The following is a 12,473-nucleotide window of genomic DNA, read 5'->3' as shown; positions in this document are numbered from 1 at the left end:
AACCCCGCAAGGCGCTGGTTATACTCCAAGGCACGTAGTTCCTGCCGGATGTCGCCCCATGACCGAAGTCGCCCTTGCTCCCGATACTGCCCCGCGTCCGCCGACAGTGATCCTGCAACTCCTCGAGAAGCTCGGCGTACCCTGCCACATCCGTCCCGATCACCCTGCCCTGGCCGCCAGCCGTCGCGTGCAGGCCGCCCTGCTCGACGACACCGTCGGCGCCATGCTGGTGCTGTTCCCGCAGAGCCAGCTGCTCGATCTCAATCGCCTGGCCGAACTGACGGGTCGCAAGCTCACTGCGGTCAAGCCCGAGCGCATGGAACGCATGTTGTCCAAGCACAGCCTTGGCGTGCTACCCGGCCTGCCGCCGCTGACCAGTTCGCCCTGCCTGTACGACGAGCGCCTGCTGCAGGAGCCCAGCCTGCTGGTGGAATCCGGTCAGCCTGGCGTCCTGCTGGAGATCAGCAGCGAGCATTACAAGAGCATCCTGCTGGCCAAGGCCAGTGCCGCGCGCTTCGGCGAACCGCTGACGGGCATTCACCCGAACCTCAATCGCCCGGACGATGATCGGGCCGAAATCACCCAGGCGGTGCAGGCCTTCACCGCCCGGCGCATTCAGCAGCGCCTGGAAGAGACCATCGAGATCCCGCCGCTGCCGGAAACCGCGCAGAAGATCATCAAGCTGCGCGTCGACCCGGACGCCACCGTGGACGACATCACCGGCGTGGTCGAGACCGATCCAGCGCTGGCCGCCCAGGTGGTCAGCTGGGCCGCCTCGCCCTACTACGCGGCGCCCGGCAAGATCCGCTCGGTGGAAGACGCCATCGTCCGCGTGCTGGGCTTCGACCTGGTGATCAACCTGGCCCTCGGCCTGGCCCTGGGCAAGACCCTCAGCCTGCCCAAGGACCAGCCGCAACAGGCCACCCCCTACTGGCAGCAGGCGATCTACACCGCCGCCATCATCGAGGGCCTGACCCGCGCCATGCCGCGTGCGCAGCGTCCGGAAGCCGGCCTGACCTACCTCGCCGGCCTGCTGCACAACTTCGGCTACCTGGTCCTGGCGCACGTGTTCCCGCCTCACTTCTCGCTGATCTGCCGGCACCTGGAGGTCAATCCGCATCTGGGCGCCGGCTATATCGAACAGCACCTGCTGGGCATCACCCGCGAGCAGATCGGCGCCTGGCTCATGCGCTTCTGGGATATGCCGGAGGAGCTGGCCACCGCCCTGCGCTTCCAGCACGACCCGAGCTACGACGGCGCCCACGCCGCCTACCCGAACCTGGTGTGCCTGGCGGTCAACCTGCTGCGCAGCCGCGGCATCGGCAGCGGCCCGCAGCATGATCTGCCGGACGAGCTGTTCGAGCGCCTTGGGCTGACCCGCGAGAAGGCCGAAGAGGCACTGGACAAGGTGCTGCAGGCCGAAGCCGCCCTGCGCGAACTGGCCTCGCAGTTCAACCACCCGCACTGACTGCGGCGCCAGGCATTAAAAAAGGGACCTGAGGGTCCCTTTTTACTTACTTGAGCTTGGCTCGTCGCGCCGCGAAGACTTCGGGCAGCGCCTGCGCGCTGGCCTCCAGCACGGCCCGCAGCGGCGCCTGCTCGTACAACGCGGCGTACTCGGCCAACTGATCACTGGGCGTCTGCCGGTAGGCGTACAGCATGAAGGCCTCGATGCCCTTGGCGCTGGACTCGCGCAGCGGCGGCACCTGTGCCGCCGTCTGCTCGGCCAGGGACTTCTCGTCGAGGTCGCCGCCGCGGGCGCGCAGCGCCAGCAGAGCCTGGGTCTTGCCCACCTCGTAGCGCAGCAGGGTAGCCAGTTCAGTGGTATGGGCGGCCTTGTCCAGGCGCTGCACCAGCTCCAGACGCTTGCCCAACGGCGGGCGCTCCTGCAGCTGCTGGCGGTAGGCTGCCAGGCCACCATCCTCGCCCACGGCCCGCTCGGCGGCGGTGAAATGCCGCGCCAACGGGCTGTCGAGCAGTTTCAGCGCGGCATCCAGCTGCTCGCGCTTGACCTGCTTGGCCACCCTGACAGCCAGATCGCTGCACAGGGAAGCGGCCGCGAAGGCCTGCTGCAGAGCCTTCTGCTGCTCGGCCTGCATGCCGCGCTGCAGCAGTGGTGCGGTCTGTTCGCACAGCAGCTTGACGCCGGACAGTTCCAGCACACGCTCCAGCGTCTTGTCGGCGGCAAGCGCAGGGCCGGCCACGATGAGCAGGGCAGCGAGCAGAAGGTGGGACAGGCGCATGGGCGAAGGTTCCGTGGCAAAGGCCCAGCCTAGCCAACTGGCATGGGCCGAACCAGCGAGGGAAAGCGGATCAGGCCGCTTTCTTGACCTCGGTCTTCTTTTTCTTCTTCGGCACCACGTGCTTGAGCAGGCCCTGGAACCAGATCACCAGCGCCGGGTTGCCCTGGATCTGGATGTCCTTGTTCTGGATACCCTGCATGAAGGCCAATTGCTTGTTCTTGGCATTCATGGTGGCGAAGCCGTAAACGGCGTCCTTGAAGCCGATGGCGAAGGCCGGTTCGCGGGCCTCACCGGCATGGCTGGTGACGCGCTTGTCCTTGATCCGGTAGTGACGGGCCACCTTGCCGTCGAGGGTGTGCAGCTGGAACACCAGCTCCTTGCCCTCCAGCTGCTGCTGGAATTCGGCATTGGTACGGCTGGCCTTGGCCATCAGACGGCCCAGCATCCAGAGGAGAAAGCGGAATTTCATGGCACGCAGCCTCGAGGGTAATGAAATCGGCGGCGCATTGTAGCGGATGGCGCGGCGCACTACATCCCGTCAGATAGGGCGGCTTGCGCACGAGGGGAAATGGCCCGGAGCCGCACGGCTCCGGGCCGTGACTTGCTCAGTTGACGGCGTCGCGCAGGGACTTGCCCGGCTTGAAGGCCACGGTGTTGCTGGCCTTGATCTTGACCGGAGCACCGGTCTGCGGGTTCTTGCCGGTGCGGGCACCGCGATGACGCTGCAGGAAGGTACCGAAACCGACCAGAGTGACGCTGTCCTTGCGGTTCAGCGCGCTGGTGATCTCTTCGAGCACGGCGTTGAGTACGCGGTTGGCCTGGTCTTTGGTCAGATCAGCCTTTTCGGCGATAGCCGCGGCGAGTTCAGGTTTGCGCATAGATGCCTCTTTGACGGTTTGTTGTTGTTGTGTCCGTGCTGTCCGTCCGGAACAGCGCCAAAGGCGCCGCAACGGCTCTGCGCTGCGGCAGACCTGCGGGAGAATGGCACGCCATCCGGGATGGCGCCAGTGTCGCCGGGCGGTTTGCACGGCCGATAACACGACGATAGCGACAGAACGCCTGCCATTTCCGCCAGAAGCACTGCAATGGCCCGATTCATCCCCTCGGAAAAGCAAACGGCGGCCCTCAGGCCGCCGTTGCGATACACCGTGCTAGAGCGGATCAACCGATCTCGATCATCTCGAAGTCGGCCTTGCCCACACCGCAATCCGGGCATAGCCAGTCGGCCGGCACGTCTTCCCAACGGGTGCCAGGGGCGATGCCGTCGTCGGGCCAGCCCTGGCTCTCGTCATAGATCAGGCCACAGACCACACATTGCCACTTCTTCATGCTCTACCTCATCGTGGGCCGTCTCTGGCGGACGTTGCCCTGGTTAAAAATTCGCCGTAAGCGATTTGAACGTCGCCTTGGGCGACGGCCCCAGCGGGGTGGCCGTCGGGGATGGCGAACCATCGGAAATCAGCAGGCTTTGTACTGACATGGACGTCGCCGCGCAAGTCTCCGGGGCGCCCCTTCGTCGTGCTAAGCTCGCCGCCGTCCCCGAGCTCCGAAGTCGTTGTCGTGCCCTCCTCCGCCCTCGCCCATCCGCCCCGTTGGCTCACTGCCGCCCAGCTGCATCCGGCTCCCGCGCCGCTGCTGCGTGACTGGCTGTTCGACCAGGGCTCGCTGACCCGGCGGCTCACCACCCTCAGCGCCGAGTGCTTCACCGTGCAGCCGCTGCAACAAGGCTGGGAGGTACTGCGCGCCGACGAGTGCAACGCGCTGCAGGTGCCGGCCGGCAGCCAGGGCTGGGTACGCGAGGTGTTCCTGCTGGGCGCCGGGCAGCCCTGGGTGTTCGCCCGCAGCGTAGCCGCCCGCCAGGCTCTGGAGGGCTCCGGCTTCGAGCTGGGCAAGCTGGGCAGCCGCTCGCTCGGCGAACTGCTGTTCAGCGACCGGGCTTTCGTCCGCGGCGAGCTGCAGGCCTGCCGCTACCCGGCGGCCTGGCTGCCGGACAGGGTGCGCGCCGAACAGCTGTGGGGGCGTCGTTCGTGCTTTCGCCGCGACGGCCTCGGCGTGCTGGTGGCGGAAGTGTTCCTGCCGGCTTTCTGGGATCACGCGGCAGCGAACTAGCGCCGCCCTTGCTCTGCGCAGGCTCGTATAATCGGCGCACCCGGACCGGAGACCCGCCGATGTACCAATCCTTCCTGCTCGCCCTCAACCGCGTTCACCCGCGCACCTGGGACTTCGTCCAGCTGATGCGTCTGGAGAAGCCGATCGGCATCTACCTGCTGCTGTGGCCCACCCTATGGGCCCTGTGGGTGGCGAGCAAGGGCATGCCGGACCTCAAGTGGCTGCTGATCTTCGTCCTCGGCACCCTGTTCATGCGCGCCGCCGGCTGCGTGATCAACGACTACGCCGACCGTCACTTCGACGGCCATGTGGCGCGCACCAGGGGGCGCCCGTTGGCCGACGGGCGGGTCACCCCGCGCGAGGCGCTGATCCTGTTCGCCGTGCTGGTGGCGCTGAGCTTCGTACTGGTGCTGTTCACCAACCTGACCACCATCCTGCTGTCGTTCGGCGGCCTGGCCCTGGCCGCCTGCTATCCCTTCATGAAACGCTACACCTACTACCCGCAGGTGGTGCTGGGCGCAGCCTTCAGCTGGGGCATGCCGATGGCCTTCAGTGCGGTGACCGGCGAGCTGCCGCCGCCGGAGGCCTGGCTGCTGTACATCGCCAACCTGCTGTGGACGGTGGCCTACGACACCTACTACGCAATGACCGACCGCGAGGACGACCTGAAGATCGGCATCAAGTCCACCGCCATCCTGTTCGGCGAGGCCGACCGCCTGATCATTCTCACCCTGCAGGGCCTGGCCCTGCTGTGCCTGGCCATGGCCGGGGCGCGCTTCAGCCTGGGCATCTGGTTCCTGCTCGGCCTGCTCGGCGCCGCCGCCTGCTTCGCCTGGGAGTTCTGGAGCACCCGCGAGCGCGAGCCACAGGCCTGCTTCGCTGCCTTCCTGCACAGCCACTGGGCGGGCCTGGCGATTCTGCTAGGCATCGTCGTCGACTACGCGCTGCGCTGAAAAAGCCCGGCGCAGAGATGTCATATCGCTGCAATAATTCCGTTATCTAATGCGGCGCACAGACAAGACGACCCGAGGCTCGATCCATGGTTGGCAAGAACATCCTCATCGTTGACGACGAAGCTCCGATCCGCGAGATGATCGCAGTGGCCCTGGAGATGGCCGGCTACGATTGCCTGGAGGCGGAAAATACCCAGCAGGCACATGCCCTGATCGTGGACCGCAAGCCGGACCTGATCCTGCTCGACTGGATGCTACCCGGCACCAGCGGCATTGAGCTGGCCCGTCGCCTCAAGCGCGACGAGCTGACCGACGACATCCCGATCATCATGCTCACCGCCAAGGGCGAAGAGGACAACAAGATCCAGGGCCTGGAAGTCGGTGCCGACGACTACATCACCAAGCCCTTCTCGCCGCGCGAGCTGGTCGCTCGCCTGAAGGCCGTGCTGCGCCGCACCGCGCCGAGCGACGGCGAGTCGCCAATCGAAGTCGGCGGCCTGCTGCTCGATCCGATCAGCCACCGCGTGACCATCGACGGCAAGCCGGCCGAGATGGGCCCCACCGAGTATCGCCTGCTGCAGTTCTTCATGACCCACCAGGAGCGCGCCTATACCCGCGGCCAGTTGCTCGACCAGGTTTGGGGCGGCAACGTGTATGTCGAGGAGCGCACGGTGGATGTACACATTCGCCGCCTGCGCAAGGCGCTGGGTGAAGCCTATGAGAATCTGGTGCAGACCGTACGCGGCACCGGGTATCGTTTCTCCACCAAGAGCTGAAACAGTCGTAAGGAAGCGCTAGGTGAACCCAAACTGGCGCGGCGCCCTGGTGCGCCGCCTGTTGTTATTGCTGGCGGTCTGCAGCCTGGTCGGCCTGATCACGGGTCAGTACGCCTGGGCCCTGGCCGTCGGTCTCGGCGCCTACCTGCTGTGGCACCTCAAGCAACTGCTACGCCTGCATGCCTGGCTGCGCGAACGTCAGCCGGATGATGCGCCGCCCGAAGGCTACGGCCTGTGGGGCGAAGTGTTCGACAGCATCTACCAGCTGCAACGTCGCGACCAGCGCGTGCGCGGTCGCCTGCAGGCGGTGATCGACCGCGTGCAGGAGTCCACCGCTGCCCTGCGCGATGCGGTGATCATGCTCGACAGCGAGGGCAACCTGGAATGGTGGAACCGCGCCGCCGAGCAGTTGCTGGGGCTCAAGACCCCGCAGGACAGCGGTCAGGCCATCACCAACCTGGTCCGTCACCCGCGCTTCAAGGAGTACTTCGAAGCCGGCCAGTACCAGGAGGCGCTGGAGATCCCCTCGCCGCTCAGCGACCGCCAGCGCCTGCAGCTGCAGATCACCCGCTACGGCAACAACGAGCACCTGATGTTCGTTCGTGACGTGACCCGTCTGCATCAGTTGGAGCAGATGCGTAAGGACTTCGTGGCCAACGTCTCCCATGAACTGCGTACGCCGCTGACCGTCATCTCCGGTTACCTGGAGACCCTGCTGGACAACGTCGAGGAGGTGAACCCACGCTGGCTGCGCGCCCTGCAGCAGATGCAGCAGCAGGGCTCGCGCATGCAGAACCTGCTCAATGACCTGCTTTTGTTGGCGAAGCTGGAGGCCACCGATTACCCCTCGGATAACCAGCCGGTGGCGATGGACCTGCTGCTGCTGTCCATCCGCAACGACGCCCAGGCCCTGTCCGGCAGCCGCAACCACCGCATCAGTCTGGAGGCCGACCACCAGGTACGCCTCAAGGGCAGCGAGGCCGAACTGCGCAGCGCGTTCTCCAACCTGGTGTTCAACGCGGTGAAGTACAGCCCGGACGAAAGCGAGATCCGCATTCGCTGGTGGGCCGATGAACAGGGCGGGCACTTCAGCGTGTCCGACAATGGCATCGGTATCGAGGCCAAGCACCTGCCGCGCCTGACCGAGCGCTTCTACCGAGTCGACTCCAGCCGTGCCTCCAATACCGGCGGGACCGGCCTGGGCCTGGCCATCGTCAAGCACGTCCTGCTGCGCCACCGGGCGCGGCTGGATATCGCCAGCGTGCCGGGCAAGGGCAGCACCTTCACCTGCCAGTTCCCGGCACAGCAGCTCAGCCGCCGCGAGTAGCGGCGGCGCCGCGGCTTGCAATCGCCGGCGTCAGCCGCCAACCTGTAGCGATCTTTTGCTAGCCCCTGCCGCCGATGGACCCTTCCAGTAGCCTTTCCACCTCCGCACTCTTCGCCGATCTCGGCCTCGTGCTGTTCGCCCTGTTCCTCGTCCTGCTCAACGGTTTCTTCGTCGCCGCCGAGTTCTCCATGGTCAAGCTGCGCTCGACCAAGGTCGAGGCCATTGCCGAGCAGCATGGCTGGCGCGGACACATCCTGCGGACCGTGCACAGCCAGCTGGATGCCTACCTGTCGGCCTGCCAGCTGGGCATCACCCTGGCCTCCCTCGGCCTCGGCTGGGTCGGCGAGCCGGCCTTCGCCGAGTTGCTCACCCCGGTGCTCAGCGCCATCGGCATCGAGTCGCAGAAGCTGGTCCACGGCATCTCCTTCTTCGTGGCCTTCTTCATCATTTCCTACCTGCACATCGTGGTGGGCGAGCTGGCGCCAAAATCCTGGGCGATCCGCAAGCCGGAGCTGCTGTCGCTGTGGACGGCCGCACCGCTCTATGCCTTCTACTGGCTGATGTACCCGGCCATTTACCTGCTCAACGCCAGTGCCAATGCCATCCTGCGCTTCGCCGGCCAGGGCGAGCCGGGGCCGCACCACGAGCACCATTACAGCCGCGACGAACTGAAGCTTATCCTTCACTCCAGCCGCGCCCGCGATCCCAGCGACCAGGACATGCGCGTACTGGCCTCGGCCGTGGAAATGGGCGAGCTGGAGGTGGTGGACTGGGCCAACTCGCGCGAGGACCTGGTGCACCTGCCGCTGAACGCCAAGCTCGACGAAGTGTTCACCCTGTTCCGCCGGCACAAGTACAGCCGCTACCCGGTGTATGACGAGGCCAGCGGCAGCTTCGTCGGCGTGCTGCACATCAAGGACCTGCTGCTGCAGCTGTCACTGTTCGAGATGCTGCCATCCAAGTTCAACCTGGCCGATCTGATGCGGCCGATCGAGCGGGTCACCAAGCACATGCCGCTGTCCGAGCTGCTGGAGACGTTCCGCAAGGGCGGCGCGCACTTCGCCCTGGTCGAGGAAGCCGACGGCAAGGTGGTCGGCTTCCTGACCATGGAGGACGTGCTGGAAGTGCTGGTCGGCGACATCCAGGACGAGCACCACAAGGCCGAGCGCGGCGTGCTCGCCTACCAGCCGGGCAAGCTGCTGGTACGTGGCGACACCCCGCTGTTCAAGATCGAGCGCCTGCTCGGTATCGACCTTGACCATATCGAGGCCGAGACCCTGGCCGGTCTGGTCTACGAGAGCCTCAACCGGGTGCCGGAAGAGGACGAAATGCTCGAGACCGAGGGCCTGCACATCATCATCAAGAAGATGAAGGGCCCGAAGATCGTCCTGGCCAAGGTGCTCAGGCTGGACTGAACGCCCGCCTCAGGCCGCGCGCGCCTGCTCGGCGCCCAGCAGGCGCATGCCGTGATCCAGATGCTGGTCCACCAGCCACTTGCCGTGGGCCAGCGAGGCGCGCTGGGCGCTGTCCAGATCGGCCAGAAAGGCGAATCGCAGCGGCAACGGGATGCGCTTGGTGGCGTGGCCGTCCGCCAGGGTGATCTGACAGCCGGCCGCCCAGGGCGTGGGGATACCCGGATGCTCCATGACCACCGCGCGAATGACGTGGTCACGGTAGATGCAGTGCTGGTTATTCATGGTCTGGCCTCGTGCGGTGACGGGAAGACGGTTCCGACACCATAAGACCGGATCGCCCGCGCCAGTCGACGGGGCGACGGCCGGCAGCGCTACTCGCCGCCCACGGCGAAGTTGGGCAGGCTGTCCACCGGCTGGGCGAAGTTGAAGGGGATGGACTCCAGCGCCAGGCCGACGTTGCGCTGCACCACGAAGTGCAGGTGCGGACCCGTGCTGTTGCCGGTGTTGCCGGAACGGCCGATCTGCATGCCGGCCTCGACGCGCTGACCTTCGCGCACCGCCACCGAGCCACGCATCAGGTGCAGGTAGACACCCATGGTGCCGTCGTCGTGGAGGATGCGCACGTAGTTGCCGGAGGGGTTGTTGCCACGCCCACTCTGGTGATTCTCGGTTTTCACCACCATGCCGCCACGCGAGGCGACGATGGGCGTACCTTCGGGCATGGCGATGTCCATCGCGTAGCGGCCCTTGGGAGTGAAGTGGCTGTACTTGCCGTTGGCCCCCTGGGTCAGGCGGAACGGGCCACCCAGCCAGGGCAGCGGGTAGCGGAACAGCTGGGGCTGCAGGCGCGGGTCGCCCATGGCATAGCGCAGCCGGGGCTTGTAGCTCATCGGCTTGCCCGCTTCCAGCGGCGCCAGGGTGGTCAGCCGAATATGACTGCGCGGCGGCAGCACCCAGCGAATCGGCTCGTCCGGGGCGCCGGCGACATTGACCAGACGCTCCAGGCGCAGCTCGACTTCCACCGGCGCATAGAGATCGTTGCGCAGCACCAGCGTCTCGCCGGCGTCGTGCTTCTTGGTTTCCAGCTTCACCAGGTTGTCGAGCTTCTCCACCATGCGGTCGCGGAACACGAACACCTGGGCACCGGGCACGGCCTTGTCGCTATAGGTCACCGTGCCGTGCTGGTCGACATACTTGTAGATGGTCAGCGCACTGGCCTGGCCGGCGGCCAGCAGCAATGCGCAGAAAATGATTGAACGCCCTAGCATAAGTTCGCGGATCTAATGGTTATTGGTATCCGGGACTGGCAAGACTAGCAGCGCCGAAAGCGGCTCGCGAGCCTCGCCGGCGCGAGCTGTGCGGCAATCGGCAGGAGCAGCCGGGGAAAATCCGCGATATCCGACGAAAGGTGCGGCGCAGAGCGCTCAATCCGACCTTGGTCGAACTGGCGCGGGCCGGCGCGGCGCCTAGACTGCCGGCCTTCGATTTTTCCGCCTGCCGAGGTTCCCATGTATTCCGAGCGCATCCGCCTACCCGCCCTGCTGGACAAGGTGATGAGCGCGAGCGATGCCGCCGCGCTGATCGAGGACGGCATGACGGTCGGCATGAGTGGCTTCACCCGCGCCGGCGAGGCCAAGGCGGTGCCGCGTGCGCTGGCCGAACGCGCCCGCCGCCAGCCGCTGCAGATCAGCCTGATGACCGGCGCCAGCCTGGGCAACGACCTCGACAAACAACTCACCGAGGCCGGCGTGCTGGCTCGGCGCATGCCGTTCCAGGTCGACGCCACCCTGCGCAAGGCGATCAACGCCGGCGAAGTGATGTTCATCGACCAGCACCTGTCCGACACCGTCGAGCAGATCCGCAACCTGCAGCTGAAGAAGCCGGATATCGCGGTGATCGAAGCGGTCGCCATCACCGAGGACGGCCACATCGTGCCGACCACCTCGGTGGGCAACTCGGCCAGCTTCGCGATCTTCGCCGAGCGCGTGATCGTCGAGATCAACCTGGCGCACAACCCCAACCTGGAAGGCCTGCACGACATCTACATCCCGACCTACCGGCCGACCCGCACGCCGATCCCGCTGGTGCGCGCCGACCAGCGCATCGGCAGCGGCGCGATCCCTATCCCGGCGGACAAGATCGCCGCGATCGTCATCACCGAGCAGGCCGACTCCTATTCCACCGTCACCGCACCGGACGCCGAGACCCAGGCCATTGCCGATCACCTGATCGCCTTCTTCGGCCGCGAAGTCGAGGCCGGGCGCCTGCCGCAGAACCTCGGCCCGCTGCAGGCCGGCATCGGCAGCATCGCCAACGCGGTGATGTGCGGCCTGCTGGAATCGCCCTTCGAGGATCTGGAGATGTACTCCGAGGTGCTACAGGACTCCACCTTCGAGCTGATCGATGCCGGCAAGATGCGCTTCGCCTCGGGCTGCTCGATCACCCTGTCGGAGCGCTGCAACGCGCGGGTATTCGGCAACCTGGAGCGCTACAAGGACAAGCTGGTACTGCGCCCGCAGGAAATCTCCAACCATCCGGAGATCGTCAGACGCCTGGGCATCATCGGCATCAACACGGCGCTGGAGTTCGACCTGTACGGCAACGTCAACTCGACCCACGTCGGCGGCACCAGGATGATGAACGGCATCGGCGGCAGCGGCGACTTCGCCCGCAACGCGCACCTGGCGATCTTCGTCAGCAAGTCGATCGCCAAGGGCGGGGCGATCTCCAGCGTGGTGCCGATGGTCAGCCACGTCGACCACAGCGAGCACGACGTCGACATCCTGGTCACCGAGCAGGGCCTGGCCGACCTGCGTGGCCTGGCCCCGCGCGAGCGCGCCCGGGCGATCATCGACAACTGCGTGCACCCGGACTTCCGTGGCGCGCTGAACGACTACTTCGCGCGGGCCTGCGCCAAGGGTGGCCATACCCCGCACATCTTGCGCGAAGCGTTGCAGTGGCACATCAACCTGGAAGAGTGCGGGCGCATGCTGGCCGGCTGATTTCGGGCCACGGCTCGAATGACCAAGCCGCTCCCGACACGATCGGGAGCGGCTTTTTTATGGGCGCTCGATCACTGCGCGTGGGCGGCAGCGACCAGCCCGTCCAGCCAGTCCTGGTGGCCGTTGATCATCGGGTTGGGCCGGGCGCGGGCCAGCTCCTCCGCAGGCTTACCGCGCTGGGTTTCCTGGGTGAGGATGCGCACGCGGTCGCCGGGCAAGTTCTCGATCAGCCAGGCGTGGTGCACATCCAGGCGCGTGTCGCCCTCCCCCGCCCAGCCATGCCAGGCCACCCGTCCCGGCTGCTCGCCCTGCGGCGGGACGAATTCGTTGCACTGCGCCTCGACCGGGAAGCCGAAGGTCTCGAAGTAGAAGCGCACGCCCTCGGCCAGTTGCGGGCCGGTACCGTCGTAGAAGCGCACGTTGGCGGAATTGCTGTAGTACTCGGGCCAGCGCTGCGGGTGGCTGAGCAGCGGCCAGACCGTAGCGGCATCGAGGCCGGCGACTATCACCTCGTTGCTGGCGAAGTTTTCGGTGGTGCCCGGCAGATAGCCCTCGGGCCAGTGGATAGCGTTCATCTGTGTGCTCCTCGAACAGGAAGAATCGACTGAGCACATGATGGGCGGCCGACCTAAAATAAGGCCAATCGCC

14 protein-coding genes are annotated in these 12,473 nt (G+C 66.2%); 7 read left to right on the top strand and 7 right to left on the bottom strand.

The genetic code is table 11. The annotated features are described in order from the left end of the window. Positions 1-58: 58 nt before the first annotated feature. Positions 59-1,468, top strand: coding sequence for an HDOD domain-containing protein (locus tag ACOAPY_RS01585; RefSeq protein WP_465154792.1), 1,410 nt, complete (start codon positions 59-61; stop codon positions 1,466-1,468). Positions 1,469-1,514: 46 nt separating this feature from the next. Here ACOAPY_RS01585 and ACOAPY_RS01580 read toward each other — a convergent pair whose 3' ends face one another. From ACOAPY_RS01580 to ACOAPY_RS01565, 4 genes are all read right to left on the bottom strand, one after another. Continuing rightward, positions 1,515-2,243 (bottom strand): hypothetical protein, encoded by a 729-nt coding sequence (locus ACOAPY_RS01580; RefSeq protein ID WP_465154791.1) that lies wholly within the window; start codon positions 2,241-2,243, stop codon positions 1,515-1,517. Between the two features lie 70 nt (positions 2,244-2,313). Then, the gene (locus ACOAPY_RS01575; RefSeq protein WP_076582086.1) at positions 2,314-2,712 is read right to left on the bottom strand and encodes a helicase; all 399 of its coding nucleotides are present in this window, start codon (positions 2,710-2,712) and stop codon (positions 2,314-2,316) included. Between the two features lie 136 nt (positions 2,713-2,848). Beyond that, a complete protein-coding gene (locus tag ACOAPY_RS01570) occupies positions 2,849-3,121 on the bottom strand; it encodes an HU family DNA-binding protein (protein WP_021702152.1) in 273 nt (90 codons plus the stop codon). A 283-nt stretch (positions 3,122-3,404) separates the two neighbouring features. Beyond that, positions 3,405-3,572: a rubredoxin gene (locus ACOAPY_RS01565; RefSeq protein WP_021702151.1), complete on the bottom strand. Its 168-nt coding sequence runs from the start codon at positions 3,570-3,572 to the stop codon at positions 3,405-3,407. 231 nt (positions 3,573-3,803) lie between these two features. Here ACOAPY_RS01565 and ACOAPY_RS01560 point away from each other — a divergent pair, with 231 nt between their 5' ends. The 5 genes from ACOAPY_RS01560 (at position 3,804) to ACOAPY_RS01540 (ending at position 8,823) form a co-directional block, all read left to right on the top strand. Next, complete coding sequence (locus ACOAPY_RS01560) at positions 3,804-4,352, top strand: chorismate--pyruvate lyase family protein (protein ID WP_465154790.1); 549 nt, start codon at positions 3,804-3,806, stop codon at positions 4,350-4,352. Positions 4,353-4,411: 59 nt separating this feature from the next. Further along, positions 4,412-5,305 (top strand): 4-hydroxybenzoate octaprenyltransferase, encoded by an 894-nt coding sequence (gene ubiA, locus ACOAPY_RS01555; RefSeq protein WP_465154789.1) that lies wholly within the window; start codon positions 4,412-4,414, stop codon positions 5,303-5,305. Between the two features lie 86 nt (positions 5,306-5,391). Beyond that, positions 5,392-6,081 (top strand): phosphate regulon transcriptional regulator PhoB, encoded by a 690-nt coding sequence (gene phoB, locus ACOAPY_RS01550; RefSeq protein WP_076423673.1) that lies wholly within the window; start codon positions 5,392-5,394, stop codon positions 6,079-6,081. A gap of 22 nt (positions 6,082-6,103) precedes the next feature. Further along, a complete protein-coding gene (gene phoR / locus ACOAPY_RS01545) occupies positions 6,104-7,408 on the top strand; it encodes a phosphate regulon sensor histidine kinase PhoR (protein WP_465154788.1) in 1,305 nt (434 codons plus the stop codon). Positions 7,409-7,482: 74 nt separating this feature from the next. Then, positions 7,483-8,823, top strand: coding sequence for a hemolysin family protein (locus ACOAPY_RS01540; RefSeq protein WP_465154787.1), 1,341 nt, complete (start codon positions 7,483-7,485; stop codon positions 8,821-8,823). 9 nt (positions 8,824-8,832) lie between these two features. On the opposite strand, the gene ACOAPY_RS01535 is transcribed toward ACOAPY_RS01540, so the two are convergent. Continuing rightward, on the bottom strand, positions 8,833-9,105 hold the full coding sequence (locus ACOAPY_RS01535; RefSeq protein WP_076582071.1) for a hypothetical protein: 273 nt from the start codon (positions 9,103-9,105) through the stop codon (positions 8,833-8,835). 89 nt (positions 9,106-9,194) lie between these two features. Beyond that, a complete protein-coding gene (locus ACOAPY_RS01530; protein ID WP_076582069.1) occupies positions 9,195-10,091 on the bottom strand; it encodes a peptidoglycan DD-metalloendopeptidase family protein in 897 nt (298 codons plus the stop codon). Between the two features lie 240 nt (positions 10,092-10,331). On the opposite strand from ACOAPY_RS01530, the gene ACOAPY_RS01525 reads away from it, so the two are divergent. Beyond that, on the top strand, positions 10,332-11,825 hold the full coding sequence (locus ACOAPY_RS01525) for an acetyl-CoA hydrolase/transferase family protein (RefSeq protein WP_465154786.1): 1,494 nt from the start codon (positions 10,332-10,334) through the stop codon (positions 11,823-11,825). Between the two features lie 71 nt (positions 11,826-11,896). On the opposite strand, the gene ACOAPY_RS01520 is transcribed toward ACOAPY_RS01525, so the two are convergent. Continuing rightward, positions 11,897-12,400, bottom strand: coding sequence for an SRPBCC family protein (locus tag ACOAPY_RS01520; RefSeq protein WP_465154785.1), 504 nt, complete (start codon positions 12,398-12,400; stop codon positions 11,897-11,899). Positions 12,401-12,473 lie beyond the last annotated feature (73 nt).

Origin of the sequence: Pseudomonas stagnisoli (genome assembly GCF_048595745.1) — a bacterium.
Classification (GTDB): Bacteria; Pseudomonadota; Gammaproteobacteria; order Pseudomonadales; family Pseudomonadaceae; genus Aquipseudomonas; species Aquipseudomonas alcaligenes_A.
Note: the sequence above shows the minus strand (reverse complement) of the source record. Positions and strands in the feature narration are given on the sequence as shown.